The 19,597-nt window shown below is 42.2% G+C and carries 16 protein-coding genes, 1 tRNA gene and 1 pseudogene; 6 read left to right on the top strand and 12 right to left on the bottom strand.

The window, feature by feature from the left end; all coding sequences use genetic code 11:
• The first annotated feature begins 182 nt into the window (after nt 1–182).
• Nucleotides 183–3,020: a pyruvate dehydrogenase (acetyl-transferring), homodimeric type gene (aceE, locus tag M2R47_RS00855; protein WP_249097604.1), complete on the top strand. Its 2,838-nt coding sequence runs from the start codon at nt 183–185 to the stop codon at nt 3,018–3,020.
• 12 nt (nt 3,021–3,032) lie between these two features.
• Nucleotides 3,033–4,679 (top strand): 2-oxo acid dehydrogenase subunit E2, encoded by a 1,647-nt coding sequence (locus M2R47_RS00850; RefSeq protein ID WP_249097602.1) that lies wholly within the window; start codon nt 3,033–3,035, stop codon nt 4,677–4,679.
• Nucleotides 4,680–4,767: 88 nt separating this feature from the next.
• On the opposite strand, the gene M2R47_RS00845 is transcribed toward M2R47_RS00850, so the two are convergent.
• The 6 genes from M2R47_RS00845 to prmB all read right to left on the bottom strand — a co-directional run bounded on the left by M2R47_RS00845 (nt 4,768) and on the right by prmB (nt 9,709).
• Complete coding sequence (locus tag M2R47_RS00845) at nt 4,768–5,532, bottom strand: MipA/OmpV family protein (RefSeq protein ID WP_249097600.1); 765 nt, start codon at nt 5,530–5,532, stop codon at nt 4,768–4,770.
• Between the two features lie 779 nt (nt 5,533–6,311).
• Nucleotides 6,312–6,398, bottom strand: a tRNA-Leu gene (locus M2R47_RS00840).
• A gap of 117 nt (nt 6,399–6,515) precedes the next feature.
• On the bottom strand, nt 6,516–7,016 hold the full coding sequence (locus tag M2R47_RS00835; protein ID WP_249097598.1) for a hypothetical protein: 501 nt from the start codon (nt 7,014–7,016) through the stop codon (nt 6,516–6,518).
• Between the two features lie 40 nt (nt 7,017–7,056).
• The gene (locus M2R47_RS00830; protein WP_249097596.1) at nt 7,057–7,431 is read right to left on the bottom strand and encodes a hypothetical protein; all 375 of its coding nucleotides are present in this window, start codon (nt 7,429–7,431) and stop codon (nt 7,057–7,059) included.
• Nucleotides 7,432–7,451: 20 nt separating this feature from the next.
• Entirely contained in the window at nt 7,452–8,549 is a 1,098-nt protein-coding gene (aroC, locus tag M2R47_RS00825; protein ID WP_249097594.1) for a chorismate synthase, read from the bottom strand.
• Between the two features lie 77 nt (nt 8,550–8,626).
• Nucleotides 8,627–9,709, bottom strand: coding sequence for a 50S ribosomal protein L3 N(5)-glutamine methyltransferase (gene prmB / locus M2R47_RS00820; RefSeq protein WP_249097593.1), 1,083 nt, complete (start codon nt 9,707–9,709; stop codon nt 8,627–8,629).
• Between the two features lie 172 nt (nt 9,710–9,881).
• On the opposite strand from prmB, the gene M2R47_RS00815 reads away from it, so the two are divergent.
• Complete coding sequence (locus M2R47_RS00815) at nt 9,882–11,027, top strand: cupin domain-containing protein (RefSeq protein WP_249097591.1); 1,146 nt, start codon at nt 9,882–9,884, stop codon at nt 11,025–11,027.
• A gap of 88 nt (nt 11,028–11,115) precedes the next feature.
• Here M2R47_RS00815 and mnmG read toward each other — a convergent pair whose 3' ends face one another.
• The 4 genes from mnmG to ispF all read right to left on the bottom strand — a co-directional run bounded on the left by mnmG (nt 11,116) and on the right by ispF (nt 15,156).
• The gene (gene mnmG / locus M2R47_RS00810; RefSeq protein WP_249097780.1) at nt 11,116–13,014 is read right to left on the bottom strand and encodes a tRNA uridine-5-carboxymethylaminomethyl(34) synthesis enzyme MnmG; all 1,899 of its coding nucleotides are present in this window, start codon (nt 13,012–13,014) and stop codon (nt 11,116–11,118) included.
• Nucleotides 13,015–13,311: 297 nt separating this feature from the next.
• Nucleotides 13,312–13,656 (bottom strand): hypothetical protein, encoded by a 345-nt coding sequence (locus tag M2R47_RS00805; protein WP_249097588.1) that lies wholly within the window; start codon nt 13,654–13,656, stop codon nt 13,312–13,314.
• Between the two features lie 94 nt (nt 13,657–13,750).
• Nucleotides 13,751–14,086, bottom strand: a complete 336-nt coding sequence (gene grxD, locus M2R47_RS00800; RefSeq protein ID WP_249097778.1) for a Grx4 family monothiol glutaredoxin — start codon at nt 14,084–14,086, stop codon at nt 13,751–13,753.
• A gap of 593 nt (nt 14,087–14,679) precedes the next feature.
• A complete protein-coding gene (gene ispF / locus M2R47_RS00795) occupies nt 14,680–15,156 on the bottom strand; it encodes a 2-C-methyl-D-erythritol 2,4-cyclodiphosphate synthase (RefSeq protein ID WP_249097584.1) in 477 nt (158 codons plus the stop codon).
• 221 nt (nt 15,157–15,377) lie between these two features.
• On the opposite strand from ispF, the gene mnmA reads away from it, so the two are divergent.
• Nucleotides 15,378–16,490 (top strand): tRNA 2-thiouridine(34) synthase MnmA, encoded by a 1,113-nt coding sequence (mnmA, locus tag M2R47_RS00790; RefSeq protein ID WP_249097582.1) that lies wholly within the window; start codon nt 15,378–15,380, stop codon nt 16,488–16,490.
• A gap of 114 nt (nt 16,491–16,604) precedes the next feature.
• Here the strand turns inward: mnmA and M2R47_RS00785 are convergent, their stop codons facing one another.
• A complete protein-coding gene (locus tag M2R47_RS00785; RefSeq protein WP_249097580.1) occupies nt 16,605–16,916 on the bottom strand; it encodes an HNH endonuclease in 312 nt (103 codons plus the stop codon).
• A 65-nt stretch (nt 16,917–16,981) separates the two neighbouring features.
• Between M2R47_RS00785 and M2R47_RS00780 the strand changes: the two are divergent.
• A pseudogene (locus M2R47_RS00780) lies at nt 16,982–17,263 on the top strand (7-carboxy-7-deazaguanine synthase QueE); the annotation flags it as partial.
• Nucleotides 17,264–17,301: 38 nt separating this feature from the next.
• Here M2R47_RS00780 and M2R47_RS00775 read toward each other — a convergent pair.
• Complete coding sequence (locus tag M2R47_RS00775; protein WP_249097577.1) at nt 17,302–18,015, bottom strand: hypothetical protein; 714 nt, start codon at nt 18,013–18,015, stop codon at nt 17,302–17,304.
• Nucleotides 18,016–18,152: 137 nt separating this feature from the next.
• Between M2R47_RS00775 and purB the strand changes: the two genes are divergently transcribed.
• The gene (gene purB / locus M2R47_RS00770; protein WP_249097574.1) at nt 18,153–19,538 is read left to right on the top strand and encodes an adenylosuccinate lyase; all 1,386 of its coding nucleotides are present in this window, start codon (nt 18,153–18,155) and stop codon (nt 19,536–19,538) included.
• The last annotated feature ends 59 nt before the right edge of the window (nt 19,539–19,597 follow it).

The raw sequence follows: 19,597 nt of genomic DNA, 5'->3' as shown, positions 1-19,597 counted from the left end.
TTTTCTAAAAGCAATAAACATTTTGCAAAAAAGTCTTTATAATACCCATTGGTATTTAAAGTTTGTGATTTGTCATTTTTTGTCATGAGGCATGGCCACATTTTGGCATAATTTTTCATAAAAAAATGGCATCACGCTTATTTTCTTCGCTAACTTAGGCAAATTTCAACCAGGATAACTTTATGACAACCTATTATAAAGATCCCGACCATATTGAAACCCAAGAATGGTTGGATGCGTTTGAATCGGTCATTAAGAATGCCGATAAAGACCGTGCACAATTCCTATTAAAATCATTATACAACATGGCTGTACAAGAGGGGTTGCCTTTCAACCGCTTGGATACCGCCTACATCAACACAATCCCTGTAGAGGACGAACCTACTTATCCAGGCGATTTATTCATGGAACGCAAATTGCGTGCGTTGATTCGTTATAATGCACTTGCGATGGTGATGCGTGCTAACAAAAACAATGATGATTTGGGTGGGCATTTGGCAACTTTTGCATCCAGTGCCACACTTTATGAAACAGGATTCAACCATTTTTGGCGTGCACCGAGCGAAAATCACGGTGGCGATATGATTTATTATCAAGGTCATGGCGCACCAGGCATGTATGCTCGTTCATTCTTAGAAGGTCGATTGAGCGAAGAACAACTAGAGAATTTCCGCCGTGAGGTCGATGGTAAAGGTCTATCAAGCTACCCACATCCATACTTGATGCCTGATTATTGGCAATTTCCGACCGTATCCATGGGTCTGGGCCCATTGATGTCAATCTATCAAGCACGCAATCAAAAATATCTGACAAATCGTGGCTTGATTAAAGATGAAGATCGCAAAGTTTGGGCATTCTTGGGCGATGGGGAGACAGACGAACCTGAAAGCTTAGGTGCCATCTCAATGGCAGGTCGTGAAAAGTTAGATAATCTTATTTGGGTCATTAATTGTAATTTACAACGACTTGACGGCCCTGTGCGTGGCAACGGTAAAATCATTCAAGAGCTTGAATCGGTATTCCGTGGTGCTGGTTGGCGTGTGATCAAAGTTATTTGGGGCGACCATTGGGATTCGCTGCTTGCCAAAGACAGTTCAGGAGCTCTTAAAAAGCGTATGGAAGAAGTGGTTGATGGCGAATATCAACTATACACCGCTCGTGATGGGGCGTTTGTTCGCAAAGAGTTCTTTGGCAAATACCCAGAACTTGAAGAAATGGTTAAAGATTGGTCAGATGAAGATCTTATGTACCTAAATCGTGGCGGTCATGATCCAAAGAAAGTCTATGCGGCATATGCTGAGGCCATGAAGACCAAAGATCAGCCAACCGTCATCTTAGTAAAAACAGTCAAGGGATATGGTCTGTCCAATCAGATTCAATCGGTCAATAAAGCACACCAAATCAAAAAAATTGACGAAAGCGGACTCAAATATTTCCGTGATCGTTTTGATTTGCCATTGACTGACGAACAACTAAAAGAACTGCCGTTTTATCGTCCAAGTGAAGACAGTCCAGAATATAAGTATCTGATGGGTCGTCGTGAGTCATTAGGCGGGCATTTGCCAGCGCGTCGCAGTGGCCACATTCCACTACAAATTCCTGAATTGTCCATTTTTGACCAAGTGTTACAAGGTTCAAAAGGCAAAGAGCAATCTACCACGATGGTCTTTGTTCGCCTACTGTCTGCATTACTTAAAGACAAAGCACTTAACAAATATGTCGTGCCAATCGTTCCAGATGAAGCTCGCACTTTTGGTTTAGAAGGCATGTTCCGTCAATTGGGCATTTACTCATCATCTGGTCAAAACTATGTTGCTGAAGACGCCGAAGCCTTGATGGGTTATCGTGAAGCCAAAGACGGCCACATGCTAGAAGAAGGCATTAACGAAGCGGGTGCCATGAGTGCGTGGATTGCGTTAGCAACCAGCTATTCTGTGAATGCCTTGCCAATGATTCCAATGTATATTTATTATTCTATGTTTGGATTCCAGCGTATCGGTGATTTGGCTTGGGCGGCTGGCGATTGTCAAGCACAGGGTTTCTTATTTGGTGCTACAGCAGGTCGTACCACCCTAAACGGTGAGGGCTTACAACACCAAGATGGTCATAGCCACATCTTGTTTGGTACAGTACCAAACTGCGTAACCTATGATCCATGTTATGGTTATGAGCTTGCCGTAGTGATGCACGATGGTTTGCGTCGCATGTATGGCGAAGGTGAGCGTGTTTACTACTACATCACTTTGATGAATGAAAACTATGAACATGCAGCCATGCCAGAAGGTGTCGAAGAAGGCATTAAGCGCGGTATGTACCTATTAGAGGACAACGGTTCAGCTCAGGTACAGTTATTGGGGTCTGGCGTCATCTTGCGTGAAGTACAAAAAGCCGCTCGCATCTTAAAAGACGACTTTGGCATCACGGCAAATGTATGGAGTGTTACCAGCTTTAATGAGCTGACTCGTGACGGCATGGCATGTGATGATTACAATCGCCTGCACCCAACCGAAGAACCTAAGACTCCATGGGTTACCAAACAACTTGCACCACATAAAGGCGTCGTGGTGGCAGCAACGGATTACATGCGTAACTATTCAGAACAGATTCGTGGTTGGTTGCCAGACGCTCGTCCTTATGTTACCTTGGGTACAGATGGTTTTGGTCGTTCGGATTCTCGTGCCAAACTTCGCAGCTTTTTCAATGTGAATGCGGAGCACATTGTGGTGGCGACATTGAAAAAGCTGGCAGATGAAGGTGAGATTGATGTTCGCTTGGTGCAAGATGCCATCAACAGCTTTGATATTGATGCTGATCAACGGCCAGCATGGCAACCACAGCCACAGTATGACTTTTTCCCAGACGCACCAGCACCAAAGGTCGTCAGAGAGCCAAATCCTGTGCCAGAGCTGATTGAAGAAAATGATGATGCCATTGATCAAGAGGGTCGTAGCGAAGATAAAGCAGATGCGGCACTACTGAACGATACAGGCATTCAAGAATCAACCAAACAACCCAAATAATAGGAGAATGTGATGGAAATCAAAGCCCCCGATTTGGGTGTGGAATCAGCAGAGGTTGCTGAAATTATGGTTAAGGTTGGTGATGTCATTCATGAGAATGACAACATCATCTTAGTTGAGTCAGATAAGGCGTCGGTTGAGATACCATCGCCCATCTCAGGCAAGGTGGTTGCTATTAGCATCAGTGTGGGTGATAATGTCAGTGAGGGTAGTGTGCTGATGAGTGTTGAATCATCAGACGCACCATCAGCTGACAGCCCCGTTTCTGTATTAGAAGAGGCACCAGTCGAAACCGCACAAAACGCCAATTCTAATGCGACTGATGATTCGGTGGCCGTCGCCGTTACTGGCAGCCAGACTTATCAATTGCCAGATTTGGGCGTGGAGTCGGCAGAGATTGCTGAGATCATGGTGGTCGTCGGTGATGATGTTACAGAAGGTCAGCCATTACTGTTGGTGGAATCTGATAAAGCTTCTGTGGAAGTGCCAGCACCTGCCAGCGGTCAGGTTGAGAAAATTTTGGTGGCAGTGGGTGACAGTGTGTCTCACGGTCAAGACTTCATTGCCATCAAGTCGGCAGGGGTATCAAGTGCAACTGATGTGGCAACTGCGCCCTCTAAGAATGTGGAGGTGTCATCTCAGCAAACTCAAGCAACGCTTGAAAAGCCAAGCAGTAAGCCCACTCAATCTCAAAGCACCCAAAAGTTGCCTGAAGATCAAGTCAATGAAAAAGCACGCAATGTTCACGCTGGTCCTGCGGTACGCAAATTGGCGCGTGAACTGGGTGTGGATATCAGCACTGTCAAAGGCACGGCCATTCACGGTCGCATCTTAAAAGAAGATTTATTCAATCATGTCAAGTCAGTCATGACAGGTGCCAGCACACCAAAAGCGGCAGCAAGTGCCAATGCTGGTTCAGCAGTGAGCTTGCCACCATTGCCAGACATGAGCAATAAAGAGATTTGGGGTGAAATTGAAGTTCAGGATTTGACACGCCTACAAAAGGTATCAATCCCGCAACTTAATCTTAATACGCTATTGCCACAAGTAACGCAGTTTGATTTGGCGGACATCACAGACACTGAAGCCATGCGTAATGAACTGAAAGCTGAATTTAAGGCTCAAGGCGTGGGTCTCACCATTTTGGCATTCATTGTCAAAGCGGTAGCATATGCATTAACACAACACCCTAAATTCAATAGTCATGTGTCTGATGACAATACCCAAATGATCATTCGCAAATCTGTACATATGGGCATTGCTGTGGCTACTGATGATGGTCTGATTGTCCCTGTGATTCGTGATGCACAAAGCAAGGGTATTCGTCAACTTGCCATTGAAATTGGTGAGCTTGCCAAAAAAGCACGAGATAAAAAACTGACCGCCAAAGAACTGCAAGGTGCTTCATTCACCATCTCATCGCAAGGTAATATGGGCGGCACATATTTTACACCACTGGTCAACCATCCGCAGGTGGCCATCTTGGGCATTTCTGAATCAACTTATCAGCCACGCTGGAATGGTAAGGAGTTTGAGCCAAGATTGATGTTGCCACTATCCTTGTCATATGACCATCGCACAATTAACGGTGCCGATGCGGCAGTGTTTACAAGATATGTTGCCAAATTACTTGCTGATCCACGCAAAATATTATTGTAAACCTACTCATATAAAAAGACGGTCATTACCGTCTTTTTTTATATATTTAGATTTTATCACATCAACCATTTGGCACATGCCATTGATCTTAAAATTTACGGTTGATGCCAAGTCGTGTGATGCCGACAATCTCATCATCTACCATAGGGCTGTCTTTAATGGCTTTTGGCAACCATTCGATACGCTGACTGGCAAACAGGGTGGTTTTGTCATTTAGGTCATAATTCACCAATACCGAAGCAAAAGGAATGACGCCATCATTAGGATCATATGCCACCACCCCCGTGCGCTGACTTTCATCGTTCGATATTCCATAATAATAAGCATTGTATTTTTTATCTTGCCAAACCATGCCAAATGATGGGTAAACAGTCATTTTATCTTTGTTAAAACGACTGATGTGAGAAAGGGTGATTGTCATGCCTTCATGTCGAGACAGTGCATCCTTGGCTATTTTTGCTCTAAATCCACCAATGGGGCTGACATACATATAGCTGGCGATTGCCATGACAGATGCTTGGCGTTTGGTGAGATTTTGCAGTGCTGGTTCTGCCTGTTTTGGCTCAAACATTGTGCCATCATAAGACATGCCAATGCGTGCGTGATGATGCTTGTCTTTATAGGGATAAAATCCCGCTTCACCACCTTCAATGTACCAGCGATGATTGTCATAAAAACCATGAGGAGCGATGACAAATGTGCTGTTTGCTTTATAAGCATTTGCCGAGTGTTTACTGACATTCAATCCAATGCTTAGGCGTGCATTGGTATCCACGGGCAGTCGTTCAGCATGTGCTTGCGAATAAAAAGAGACGATGACGATTGCTGTCATGAACGGATGGAGATTTTTCATAAAATAACTTCACAAGGTTTTTACAATATGTTTGCAATTTCATGCTCATTATACCCATACAGCACAAAAAATCCTAGACCAAATAACCAACTGACACATTTTTTTTAGTTGGTAGTCATTTGGTATTCAATATTTGCTATGCAATCAAGTGTCATCGGCTTTACCATTTATCAAAACTTACTGATCAATTGCGATGAATTTGGTTTGGATAATTTCAACAGCCAAGACATTCATGAGTTGACTGATTGATGAATCTGTTCGGTCAAATTATTAATACTTCGCATAATATATATTATGTTAAATATGATATTCGACTTGTAGATTTTTATTTTTGTAAAGTTTTGGGCATTTCAATATTTGGTATATTTAAGTATCTACCTGATCCAAACTCACCAGTTTGGCGGTAAAATTCATATTCATTATTTTCACTATGTTTAGCAAAACAACCCTATCGAATGATAAAGTCTAATGCGAATTTTTGTTCTGTCGGAAAATAGACGGCTTGGCGTTTACTCATCACTCCTTGAACTATAATAACTGATCACCAATTTTTTTGCTGTGTTGGTTGGTATACAGACCGCCACGCTCTTTTAAATGAAGTAGACTTTGTTCACATCGTAAGATATCAGGAAACTGCTGCTTAGTGAGTAAGAGTCATTTTAAGCTTGTGCTTAGGCTTTTTATTTAAACGCTGCTTATTATTTCATTCTGGATAAAATAACCAAGATTAACAAACAATATAAAAATAAAAAAACCCTCGAAAAATCAAGGGTTTTATTTGGTACCAGTGGTCGGACTCGAACCGACACGCTTTTAAGGGCAACGGATTTTGAATCCGTCGTGTCTACCAATTTCACCACACTGGCATGAGTGGTTAAGCTAACTGCTTATGGGTGCGTATTATAGCTGATTTTTTAATTATGTCAATAGTTTTTTTAAAAAAATCATATTTTTTCAATTTTTTGTGCAAGTGATGGAAGTCATCATGATTTGTTATTTTTATTTGGGCGAATGTTTACTTCTAGGACATAATTCATCACATTCGGTTTACGCTCCAAACTGTCATACTCTAAGCGAATCACATGTCGACCACTCGTTACCACCACATAATCACCATTGGCAAAATCATGATAATAAGGAATGTCCAAGTAAGGCTTCATGCGATCATCTGATACAGTCACTCCCACAGTCTCGCCCACATTTGGATAAATAAAATAATCACAAGAATTACCCAAAATTCGCTCTTGGCGTAGAATGGAAGTTCTATCAATGCGTTTTTGTACCAATTTTGGACATTCGTTTTGAATGTTAATTCGACCCTTTGATAAGATGACAGGTTGGTCCTTTGTTACCAAAATGGGCGTTTTGATAACTTCTTGAGTAGGAGGTGTCGCATCATCACAACCAGCAACCCACCCAACAACGCCAGACAATAAAACGCATCTTAGCCATTGCAATCTAAACGCATTGACCTTATTGCACATATGACTACTTTTATCCTGATACACCAATCATCAACCACCATCAAATACTTTTTAATAGTTCATTGGCACAAGCTTTAAAAGTCTGCTTGACCGCCCTATTCACCAATTTTTTACGAGCATCTGGATCAATTGTTGCTTGCCCGATTTCAGTCAGTGTCATGTTTTGTGCCGCTTTGTCTGACACACAGCCACAAGTTTTATTTTCCAACACGCTTTTTTGCTCACTACTCATCAACACCGATACAGCTTCATACACAGGATTGGCGTTCAATTCGCTACGGCATCGTGTATCGATTGCTGATTTGATGATTGTGGTGCGAATGCTGCTCATTGAACCATTGGTTTGATTGGTCTGAGTAGCACAGCTTGATAAACCAACTGCAAGCAATATGGCAAAAAATGGCAATTTTTTCATAACATTTCCAATTCCTATGTTCAGATGATTTCTGTAATCGGTGTGAAAGGCTTGATGACATCACTGTTTTGACCACGATGACGCAACAGATGATCCATCAGTACGATTGCCAGCATGCTTTCAGCAATTGGTACAGCTCGCACACCAACACAAGGATCATGCCTTCCTTTGGTAATGATGTCGGTTGGGTTTCCTTGAATATCGATGGTTTTTCCAGCGGTGGTGATGCTGGCAGTTGGTTTTAGTGCGATGGTAACTTTAATGGTCTGACCGCTTGAAATTCCGCCCAAAATCCCACCTGCATGATTGGCAGTAAAGCCATCAGGGGTTAACTCATCTCGCACCTGATGCCCAAACTGCCCTGCAACCGCCATGCCATCGCCAATCTCCACGCCTTTAACTGCATTAATTGACATCATTGCATGGGCGATATCAGCATCAAGACGGTCAAACACAGGCTCGCCCAGACCCACAGGGACATTATGGGCATATAACTCAATCTTAGCACCACAGCTTGTTCCTTGTTCTCGCAATGACATGATGAGTTTTTCAAATCTTACGATTGCATCATCATCACCACAAAAAAATGGATTTGAATCTACAATATCCCAGTCCAATTTCTCCGTTTTTTCACTGCCGATTTGTGTAACACAGCCACGAATGATCATGCCACACTGCTGTTTGAGATATTTTTTAGCAATCGCTCCTGCTGCTACACGCATCGCAGTTTCACGAGCAGATGAACGCCCACCACCTCGATAATCCCTAAAACCATATTTCATCGTATAAGTGTAATCAGCATGGTTAGGGCGAAAAGTGGTTGCAATGTTACCATAATCTTTGGATTTTTGGTCGGTGTTGCGAATGAGTAATCCGATAGAAGTACCAGTGGTCTTACCTTCAAAAACCCCTGAGATGATTTCTACCCTGTCAGCTTCTTTACGCTGTGTGGCAAATTTGCTTGTGCCGGGCTTGCGACGATCTAATTCAATTTGTAAATCTTCTTCACACAGTGATAAATTGGGTGGTACACCATCAATAATCGCCATCAACCCCACGCCGTGCGACTCACCACAAGTGGTTACAGTAAAAAGCCGCCCTATGGTATTTCCTGACATGAACACTCTCCAAAGTCAAATATTCTCAATAAAATCTTGATATTCACCAAACGGTACTTCATATCATGCCATGCTCATCAACAGTTAGCATATTGTCCAAAAAGCTCACGATATTCCACCAGCTCCTCTCTGCTGATGGCAAAAATACCATGCCCGCCTTTCTCAAATTTAAGCCAATTAAACTGAATCGATGGATAAGCCTGTCTTAAATGCCATTCACTGTTACCAACTTCACAGACCAGCAAACCATCACGAGTCAAATAATCTGGTGCTTGATATAATATTTTATGCACCAAATCCAAGCCATCTTGCCCTGCCGCGAGCGCCATCTCTGGTTCGTGTAAAAATTCTGGTGGCAAATCCGCCATGTCTTCAGCATCAACATAAGGTGGATTGGTAACAATGAGTTCGTACTGATTCTCCATCGGCAATTTATCAAAAAGATCGCTTTCGAATAAATTGACTTGATGCTGTATTTCGTGATATTCCAAATTCGTCCAAGCCACTTCTAGGGCGTCTTTTGAAATGTCTGTTGCATCCACATTGGCGTCAGCAAACACCTTGGCAAGTGCGATGGCAATGCAGCCAGAGCCTGTGCATAAGTCCAGCACTCTTTCTGGTTGGGCAAGCTCTCGTTCTTCAAGTCCATGCTCAAAAAATTCAGCCTTGTTGGCATCATCGACATCAAAATAAGGAAAAAATCTCTTTTGAATCAATTCTGCCATCGGCGAACGAGGAATCAGCACACGCTCATCAACATAAAATGGCAAGTTACAAAAATATGCCAAATTGATCAAATAAGACAGCGGTTTACGCAATGTGATGCGGTTGCCAAGCAATTCTAACACTGCCGCCTTTTCAAATTCGGTCAATCGACAGTCTAAAATTTCAGGACCGGCCGACCAGTCCAAATTCAAAGTGTGTAATACGATTGCCGATGCTTCTGCAAACTCATCGGTCGTACCTTGTGCCACAACAACCTCATACTCACGCAGACGACTGACACAAAAACGGATGAAATCACGAATGGTACTTAGATTTTTCGCCGCTTCATCAAGTTGGGATTGCAGATGGGCAATTTGTGCTTCATTTAATTTACCCTCATCAAAAAAATCGCCTAAGTTTTGGTAATCGTCATAAAAATGTGTGATGTCGGACATGATCGGCTCTAAAAAATTAAAATATCATGCCCATTATAAAGAAAATTTTACTTTTTTTAAACTCATTTTATGGAGTTTTTGTCGTCATGATTCAACCAAGCTTTTAAAATGGTTTTTTGACAGAAAAGTTGTTAAAATAAGCCAAATTTTATAGCCACCATAGAGTAATGTCATGACTGATCAACTGCCCTTTTGTTTGCCTAACGACATCACGCCAGAAATTTTTTTACAAGAGTATTGGCAAAAAAAACCCTTACTGATTAAAAAAGGTCTGCCCGCCCTTGCTGGCATGTTTGAACCAGATGATGTGTTGGACTTAGCGATTCAAGAAGGCGTGTCAGCCCGTCTCATTACCCAACAAGACGACGACCCCAGCCAGTGGACACTCAAAAACTCGCCACTCACCGACCAAGATTTACAAAACACCCCAAATCTTTGGACAGTCTTGGTGCAGAATCTAGAACAATGGTCGCCAGAACTTGGTGAGCTGTGGCAAGCTTTTGATTTCATTCCCAGATGGCAACAAGATGACATCATGGTTTCGGTGGCTCAAGCTGGCGGTTCGGTGGGTGAGCATTATGATGAATACGATGTCTTTTTAGCACAAGGATACGGATCCCGTCGCTGGAAATTGGGCAGGATGTGTGATGCCAAGACACCCTTCATCGAAGGTCAGCCGATTCGACTGCTTGATGACATGGGTGAGATTATTTTTGATGAGGTTTTGGAAGCTGGTGATGTCTTGTATGTACCACCACGCCTAAGCCATCATGGGGTAGCGATTGATGACTGCTTGACATTCAGCTTTGGTTTTCGTCGCCCAAACATGGTACAACTCATTGATGAAATCGCCGATGTCGCCACTGGGGAACATGAATTATTTTCACCTCTAATACTGCCACAAGCCCCACAAGACAATCCTTATGAACTTTCTGATGACAGTATCCTTGCCATCAAAAATCAACTGATTGACCTACTACAATCCGATCAAGGCGATGCCATCATTCATCAAGCACTGGGTGAGCTGGTCAGCAAACGCCAATACGATCTGATCGCCTTTGATGATGAGATGACACCTGATGGTTTGATCGAACGCTTACACCATGGCGAATGCCTAATGATCAATCCGGCTTGTCGTTTTGTGCTTAATGATCAACAATGGTACATCAATGGTGAATGTATTTGCTTTGATGATGATGAATTGATGATGATAACAAGATTGACCAATCAAGAGTTACTGACCGCTGATGACATACCAAGCCATCTGTCAAAAAGCATCACCGATTGGCTAAACGATCAGTGGCTGATTCTCATATGACATGAACAGCAAAACCACAGGTTGCTGGCATACTCATCGTATACACAAAAAGAGATAAGCTGGCTTATCTCTTTTTATTGTTCATTGCCTAGGTTGTCTGCTTGGCGATTTGTTGTGATTTTTTTATTTTTTTAATGGTCATGGCAAGCAGGCTGATTGCCGCTGGCGTAACACCACTGATACGGCTTGCTTGCCCCAATGTGGCAGGTCGCACCTGAGAAAGCTTCTGAATGATTTCATTAGAAAGCCCTGACACACAAGCATAATCAAAGTCAATCGGTAAGGCGGTGTTTTCAAGGCGTTTCATCTGTTCAATCTCATCTGATTGACGCTCAATATAACCTGCATATTTAACAGAGATTTCTATCTGCTCACCCACTTCGTTTGACACACGACTGTCTGAAACATATGCAATGTCCTCAAAGCGTATGTTTGGGCGTTTTAAAAGATCAAGCAAGTTGTTTTCTTTGGTTAATGTCTCACCAGTATTCTCCATAAATGCCTTGCCTATGGCATTGTTGGGCGTTGCCCAAATGTCTTTTAAGCGAGCACTTTCTGCAGCAATGGCTTCCATTTTTTCACTAAATTTTTCCCATCTTTCATCATCCACCAATCCCAATTGACGACCAATGGCGGTCAGTCTCTCATCGGCATTATCCTCACGCAAAATCAATCGATGTTCGGCACGGCTGGTAAACATTCGATACGGTTCTTTTGTGCCATGCGTAATCAAATCATCTACCAACACGCCAAGATATGTCTCATGCCTTTGTGGCGTCCATGAAGGTTGGTTCTGGGCACGACGAGCAGCGTTAAGACCTGCTAAAAGCCCTTGTGCCGCCGCCTCCTCATAGCCTGTTGTGCCATTGATTTGCCCAGCAAAATACAAGCTATCAACAGATTTGGTTTCGAGGGTGGGCTTTAGATTTTGAGGGTCAAAATAATCATATTCAATGGCATAACCAGGGCGTGTGATGTGTGCCTTTTCAAGCCCTTTCATGCTATGAATGAATTCAAGCTGCACATCAAAAGGCAAACTGGTAGAGATGCCGTTTGGATAAAGTTCATGCGTGGTCAGTCCCTCGGGCTCTATGAATATCTGATGACTTTCTTTATCAGCAAATCGATGGATCTTATCTTCAATGCTTGGGCAATATCTTGGACCTACGCCTTCAATTTTGCCATTAAACATCGGACTGCGATCCAGATTGGCTCTGATGATGTCGTGTGTACGCTCATTGGTATGAGTGATATAACAATGAATTTGTGCAGGGTGCATTGACACATCACCCATGTAGCTCATCACTGGTAATGGCGTATCGCCAGGCTGTGGAGTCATCACATTAAAATCTACCGTACGAGCATCGATGCGGGCGGGCGTGCCTGTTTTAAGTCGTCCAACAGGTAATTTTAGCTCACGCAAGCGGTCTGCCAAGCGAATGGAAGGCATATCCCCTGCTCGTCCGCCTTTTTGGTGCTGCAGACCAATGTGAATTACCCCGCCCAAAAAAGTACCGGAGGTCAGCACCACCGCTTGTGCATTAATTCTTACACCACTTGCGGTAACGACCGCCACCGCTTTGCCATTTTCGATGATGATGTCATCAACAGGCTGTTGAAATAGATCAAGATTGACCTGATTTTCAAGGCCATGACGGATAAATGCTTTATATAATAAGCGGTCGGCTTGGGCACGCGTGGCTCGCACTGCTGCCCCTTTACGACTGTTAAGCACTCGAAATTGAATGCCTGCATGATCGGTTGCAAGTGCCATCATGCCGCCCATGGCATCTACCTCACGCACAAGATGCGATTTGCCAATGCCTCCGATGGCAGGATTACAGCTCATCTGACCCAAAGTTTCAATATTATGCGTAATAAGCAAAGTTGGTACACCCATGCGAGCTGATGCCGACGCCGCTTCTGTGCCTGCATGCCCACCACCGATAACAATGACGCCATAGGATTTTGGATAGGTAGTTGTCATCATAGCCGAATTCTTTAAAATTGAAAAAATGCTTTTATTGTAGCATAATTGGCGTAAATTTAGGGGAAAATTGGTCAAAATAACGCCTTATTCACAAATAAATCGGTTATTCTAAGTAGCCTAAATGATCGCCCTGCTTGTTAATCATCATACTGCATTGGAATTGACAGGTTTTCATCAGAAACAAATTTACCCTTGTTCATTGATTGATGAAAACTTCTATCATGTTATGCCATGATTTCATGAAATGATTTTTAAAATCATCAGTTGAATTTTGCTAAAATTATGATGACAAAATCAGCCTTGCACATCATCAGCCAGCAACGCATCAAGCGCTGCCTTAGATTCGGCAGGCATTTTATCCAATAATGCCTGTTTCATCAATTCATCATCGCACATCATCACAAGACGCACTAACGGCAACGCATCAAATGGCAAATCATCAATCTTTTGGGCAAAGCTTGCCAAGTAATACGCCCCATCAACATCATTGTCCGCCATCACACGATGATAAACTGTTTGCCAAGCAAGTTCGCCCGCCCCACCATGCTGAATGATGAGATGGATCGCTTGTAAAGCGGTGTTTGGCTGTTCGCAGATGGTTAGAATGTCTTTAGAAATTTGTTTGATTTTTTGCATCATATTACCGTTTTATTGGCTTGTTTTGATAAAACTATAGCACAAAAAAAGGGTTTTTACGATGAGTAAAAACCCTTTTTCTTTATGTGAGATGAAGTTAAACTTCTGGGCTAAATTCTTCAATCAAAGGCTTTAACTCGCCTGATTGATACATTTGCAAGATGATATCACTACCACCAATCAACTCGCCATTAACCCAAAGTTGTGGAAAAGTTGGCCAGTTTGCTACCAATGGCAAGGTTGTGCGAATTTCTGGATTTTCTAAGATGTTCACAAAAGCGAATGGGCGACCAATTTGCGTCAAAACCTCCACCGCTCTGGCAGAAAATCCACACTGTGGAAACTGTGGCGTGCCTTTCATGTACAGTAGTACGCTGTGGTCTTTGATTTGATTTTCAATCAATGTTTTGATTTCTGGATTGATGTCGGTCATCATGGTTCCTTAATTTAGACAACTGAATGAATTTAAAAATTCTACCCTATTATAAGGTCTATCAGTGCTTTTTTAAAGCCGTATTACAAAAAAACAAAGCCCTTCCCTTTCATTTCTGATGAAAGATCGGCGGTATGATCATTTCTACCCTCTAATGTCCTTTTCTAAATCACCACCGTAGCCATCAGTATATTGTAAAAAGATGCCGTTTTTAGTTGTGAATGAATTGGAGTGCTTGGTTTTGTTGTTATGATGACTTTACTATTTTGAATTTTGCGTTTTATTGAAGTTAAAGCTAGGATTATGTTAAATAAATATTCAAAAAACAATCATCGCCCAGCAGATTTTGTCATCATGTTGTCAATACCATGCCAGCATCAAAGTACATTTTTTTCGCTAAATACAACCTAAAAATTATGAAAGCACGCCTGCAATCTTGCTTAATGCACTCACTCTAGGCTATTTAAAGAATAAAAAAGGCATCGATGGCGATCTTAACATGCCTTTTGCATTTGATCATGTTTTGTGCCTTGGAGGATTGATTAAAAACAGATTGATTAAGGTGGTAAAAGAGATTCGTAGTTAAAATACCCCTACTGTTTTGCCAACAACACCACAGCACTGGCAAACACCCCTTCCCCACGCCCAAGATATCCCATCTTTTCATTGGTGGTGGCTTTGATGCTCACACAATCCATCTCAACATCCAAGATGCCAGCAATACATTCACGCATGGCGGCATTATGTGGAGCAAGTTTTGGAGCTTCGCAAATCACGGTCATGTCTGCATTGATAAGCCGATACCCTTTTTTTTGTATCTTTTCATGAACGATTTTTAGTAGCATCTTACTATCTGCCCCACAAAATCGCTCGTCCGTATCAGGAAAATGCATGCCGATATCCCCCAAGGCTAAGGCCCCAAGCATCGCATCCATCAAGGCATGTAACAGCACATCGCCATCTGAATGGGCTTTAATACCATGAGTGTGGGGAATTTGTACCCCCCCAAGTGTCACAAACTCGCCTGCCGTAAAAGCATGAACATCAAGACCTTGACCAATCTTAAACATAAACATCTCAAAAAACTTTCAAATAAACCTAATTGTAACACACATTTGATCAGATTATGCTAAAATTACCCTTACCCTTTTCGCATCATGATGGTTGGATTTAAATCAATAAAAAGCCTGTCAGTCATCAAAGTGCCGATGCCAAAAAAATGGTATGGCTTATCATGTCATGCTTACGCCACCAAGCATCTGATTAACCCCCTATATTTTTTGAGAATATTATGACAAACAATTCAAATTCAACCAAAAAAGTCATTGTCGGCATGTCTGGCGGTGTGGACAGCTCGGTATCGGTCGCATTATTGCTTGAACAAGGATATCAAGTAGAAGGCTTGTTCATGAAAAACTGGGAAGAAGATGACGGCACAGAATACTGTACAGCCATGGCAGACTTGGCAGACGCACAAGTAGTGGCAGACAAACTGGGCGTCCACTTGCATACCGCCAACTTTGCAGCAGAATACTGGGATCGAGTGTTTGAGCATTTTTTGGCAGAATACAAGGCAGGACGCACCCCAAACCCTGATATTCTGTGCAATAAGGAAGTTAAGTTTCGTGCATTTTTAGATCATGCCTTGACCCTTGGAGCGGATTTTATTGCCACAGGGCATTATGCACGGCGTGGACCTACCATTGCAGGTAGGGCAACTTTGCTTCGTGGTATTGATATCAATAAAGATCAAAGCTATTTTTTACATGCCGTATCAGGGGATAAGATTGCCAAAACCTTATTCCCTGTTGGCGAACTTGAAAAAACACAAGTACGCGCTATTGCTGAAAAGTACTGCCTTGCTACCGCCAATAAAAAAGACTCCACAGGCATTTGTTTTATTGGCGAACGCAAATTTAAAGACTTTTTGCAAAACTATTTGCCCGCCCAAAAAGGCGATATTTATAGCGATGATGGCATAAAACTTGGCACGCACGATGGGTTGATGTACTACACCATTGGGCAACGGGGTGGCATTGGCATTGGCGGGGTCAAAAATCGTCCTGACAAGCCGTGGTTTGTGCTACAAAAAGACCTAAAAAACAATCGCTTGATTGTCGGTCAAGGGCACGACCACCCCTATTTATTATCCAAAGAATTGACCGCCACCCACCTAGATTGGGTGGTAGATGCCCCTAAACATGGCGACAAACTCACCGCCAAAACTCGCTATCGCCAGCCTGATCAAGCCTGCACGGTATATGTACAAGATGACCAGTTGCGTGTCGTGTTTGACGAACCACAAAGAGCGGTAACTTTGGGGCAGTCGGTGGTACTCTATGACGGCGAGATTTGTTTGGGCGGTGGCGTGATTGATTGGTGTGATGCACCGTGCTTGGTTTAGATTTAATTTTTTAGTTTAAATAAAACCAAAATAAAGTAGACACCCAAACCAATAGCCATTACAAAAAATATAATGGCTATTTTTAGCATCTTTTTAATGGTATGTTAATAACAACTATTTGCCTGACTTAGTGCGATTGCATTTTTGGCAGAGCATTTGACAATTCTCAAAAGTGGTTTTACCCCCTTTTGCCCAAGGGATAATATGGTCGGCTTCCATTTTATCAATCGTAAAATAGTCATTGCAAATTTTACAAATCCCTTTTTGGGCTTGATAGGCTTTTTGACGGTCTTTGTCGCCAAATGTCCGTAAATTTAGATATTTTGGGTCATTTTTTAATAAATAGGCATAAATGCCTTTTTTATTCTCCACCTCATCGTCATCAATAAGCTCACAAATACGCTGTTCTAATAACTCTGCATCCAATTACATCGTCTTTGTGAGCGTTATAAAATTCGCCCCATTCTAGCCCTTTCATTATTGTGCGGTAATGGGGGAATTTAAATTATCTAACCCATCATGACCAACTTAAAATCGTGATTGCCAATCGTGAAGATTATCTTTGGGCGGTGGCAAAACTTTGGCAACATCAGTTACACCAAAAGGTTAGCACCGTGTGGTTTTCACCAATGTTTAATGTATATGCCAACCGCAGCCCTGATGTGCCAAGCCTTGCAACTGATTTAGCAGAGTGGATTTTGCAGGATAATTTGCCTGTGCGGTTTCAGTTGCAACTGCATAAAATCATTTGGGCGGATGCAAAAGGGAAATAATATTATTTCCCCTAATTACACAAATTTAAACGATATTTTTATTTAGAAAAGTGCTTTTTAATATCAGATGCTTTACTATCAAGTTCTTTTAAACAGGCTTGTATATTTTCTTTAATCGCATTATCTACCGCTTGATAATGATTGGCTTGCCAAGTTTCTAAGGTTTTGGCTTCGGATTTCATATCACAAAAATGACTATAAGCAGTACGATTATCCCAATTATTTTTGAAGCGTACCAATAATTGTGTGTTTAATTGATAACTTTCTTTGCCAATCAATTTTGGATAAATCAGTGAAAAACGCCCTGCTGTTACTGCCACTTCAGTGATTGGCTTGTCTTTTGGTGCAATGCTGTCGTGATTAGTCATTAGCCAGTTGGCAAATGCAGGTTTAGCGTGATCTAAAACTGTGCTTTTTAGTTTTGGCTCAAGAACTCTTCCCTTTAATTGCTCTTTACTAAAGGTATTGCCAGCATACATACCCCCTGTTGCCAAGATAGCCATAGTCATCACCGTGCTGACTGTGGCGGTTTTGCCACGAGTAACGATAGTCAAATAATCTTCGGGCTTGTTGGCAAATTGACGCAAAATCAGCTCGCTATTACCCACCTTGTCTTGATGGACAACACGATAAGTGGCTTGCTCTTGGTTTTGTTGATTTGTACGCACGATGTCGGGATTTTTTGAAGTTGTCGCACAGCCAGTCAAAATAAGCGAGCCGATGGCGATAATAGCGATGGATTTTTGCAACATAGCAACTTCCTTATATGGTTAAAAATTCAAGCCATTCTAGCACCAAAGGGCAGTAAATTCAATAAAATAAAAGGCTGATAAAAACGCCAAAATTTGCTATAATTCCCCCACGCTTTTTTTTATTTAAGGGAAATTCCATGCTTAATCAACTTACCGCCCTATCTCCTCTTGACGGTCGCTATGCGTCTAAATGCGATGCTCTGCGTCCTTTTTTGTCTGAATTTGGTTTAATACACGCTCGTGTTACTGTTGAAATTCGCTGGCTACAAGCCCTAGCCAATCACCCAGAAATCACAGAAATCGCTCCATTTTCAAATGATACCAATGCCAAACTAACTGCAATCATTGATGATTTTTCATTAGAAAACGCCGAACGCATCAAAGAGATTGAACGCACCACCAATCACGATGTCAAAGCGGTGGAATATTTTTTAAAAGAACAAATTGCCGATATTGATGAATTAAAAATGTCAGGCGAATTCATTCATTTTGCCTGCACCTCAGAGGATATTAATAATCTATCGCACGCTTTAATGCTCAAAAATAGCCGTGAGATATTGGCAAAATCAATGCAAGCCATCATTGACGCTATTGCTAATTTGGCGGATAATTATGCCGATGTGCCAATGCTGTCTCGCACACACGGACAAACCGCAAGCCCTACCACAATGGGCAAGGAAATGGCAAATGTCGCCTATCGTCTGCACCGCCAAATCAAGCAATTTCAATCGGTAGAATTATTAGGCAAAATCAACGGTGCGGTAGGTAATTATAACGCCCATTTATCCGCTTATCCTGATATTGATTGGAGCAGTCATTCACAAAAATTTGTGCAAAGTTTAGGGCTGACTTTTAACCCTTATACCACACAAATTGAACCGCACGATTATATGGCAGAATTGTTTGACGCACTGCGCCGATTTAATACCATTTTGATTGATTTTAATCGTGATGTTTGGGGTTATATTTCTTTGGGTTATTTCAAACAAAAACTCAAAGACGGCGAAGTGGGTAGCTCCACAATGCCGCACAAAGTCAATCCCATTGATTTTGAAAATAGTGAGGGCAATTTGGGCTTGGCAAATGCGGTGTTGGCACATTTGGGCGAAAAATTGCCAATCAGTCGCTGGCAACGAGATTTGACCGATAGCACCGTTTTGCGTAATATGGGCGTAGGCTTGGCACAAAGCTTGATTGCTTTTGAAGCGTGCCTAAAAGGCATTGGCAAGCTTGAACTCAATGCAGACCGCCTTGCCGAAGATTTGGATAACGCCCAAGAAGTGCTTGCCGAACCCATTCAAACCGTGATGCGTCGCTACAATGTTGAAAAGCCTTATGAAAAATTAAAGGCACTCACTCGTGGGCAGGCGATGACTCGTGAAATGATGGTGGATTTTGTCAATGGCGATGAGCTTACCCAAGTCCCCAACAGCGACCGTCAGCGTTTGGCACAACTCACGCCAGCGACTTATATTGGTAATGCCGATAAGCAAGCCAAAGCATTAAAAACCTACCTAAAATGATCCAAAATGACTTAGCACAGCCTAAGTGTTGGGCTTAAATCATGAATACCATTAAAAAT

The sequence above is a fragment of the Moraxella oculi genome (assembly GCF_023336735.1).
Lineage (GTDB): Bacteria > Pseudomonadota > Gammaproteobacteria > Pseudomonadales > Moraxellaceae > Moraxella > Moraxella oculi.
The sequence above is the reverse complement of the archived record's forward strand: the minus strand, read 5'-3'. Positions and strand labels throughout refer to the sequence as shown.

Excerpts from the sequence above, each read along its gene's own strand:
- mnmA (WP_249097582.1), top strand. The coding sequence starts at position 15,378 with ATGACAAACAATTCAAATTCAACCAAAAAAGTCATTGTCGGCATGTCT.
- M2R47_RS00850 (WP_249097602.1), top strand. The coding sequence starts at position 3,033 with ATGGAAATCAAAGCCCCCGATTTGGGTGTGGAATCAGCAGAGGTTGCT.
- mnmG (WP_249097780.1), bottom strand. The coding sequence starts at position 13,014 with ATGACAACTACCTATCCAAAATCCTATGGCGTCATTGTTATCGGTGGT.
- M2R47_RS00805 (WP_249097588.1), bottom strand. The coding sequence starts at position 13,656 with ATGATGCAAAAAATCAAACAAATTTCTAAAGACATTCTAACCATCTGC.
- aroC (WP_249097594.1), bottom strand. The coding sequence starts at position 8,549 with ATGTCAGGAAATACCATAGGGCGGCTTTTTACTGTAACCACTTGTGGT.
- M2R47_RS00815 (WP_249097591.1), top strand. The coding sequence starts at position 9,882 with ATGACTGATCAACTGCCCTTTTGTTTGCCTAACGACATCACGCCAGAA.
- M2R47_RS00845 (WP_249097600.1), bottom strand. The coding sequence starts at position 5,532 with ATGAAAAATCTCCATCCGTTCATGACAGCAATCGTCATCGTCTCTTTT.
- M2R47_RS00835 (WP_249097598.1), bottom strand. The coding sequence starts at position 7,016 with ATGTGCAATAAGGTCAATGCGTTTAGATTGCAATGGCTAAGATGCGTT.
- prmB (WP_249097593.1), bottom strand. The coding sequence starts at position 9,709 with ATGTCCGACATCACACATTTTTATGACGATTACCAAAACTTAGGCGAT.
- M2R47_RS00830 (WP_249097596.1), bottom strand. The coding sequence starts at position 7,431 with ATGAAAAAATTGCCATTTTTTGCCATATTGCTTGCAGTTGGTTTATCA.
- M2R47_RS00775 (WP_249097577.1), bottom strand. The coding sequence starts at position 18,015 with ATGTTGCAAAAATCCATCGCTATTATCGCCATCGGCTCGCTTATTTTG.
- grxD (WP_249097778.1), bottom strand. The coding sequence starts at position 14,086 with ATGACCGACATCAATCCAGAAATCAAAACATTGATTGAAAATCAAATC.
- purB (WP_249097574.1), top strand. The coding sequence starts at position 18,153 with ATGCTTAATCAACTTACCGCCCTATCTCCTCTTGACGGTCGCTATGCG.
- aceE (WP_249097604.1), top strand. The coding sequence starts at position 183 with ATGACAACCTATTATAAAGATCCCGACCATATTGAAACCCAAGAATGG.
- ispF (WP_249097584.1), bottom strand. The coding sequence starts at position 15,156 with ATGTTTAAGATTGGTCAAGGTCTTGATGTTCATGCTTTTACGGCAGGC.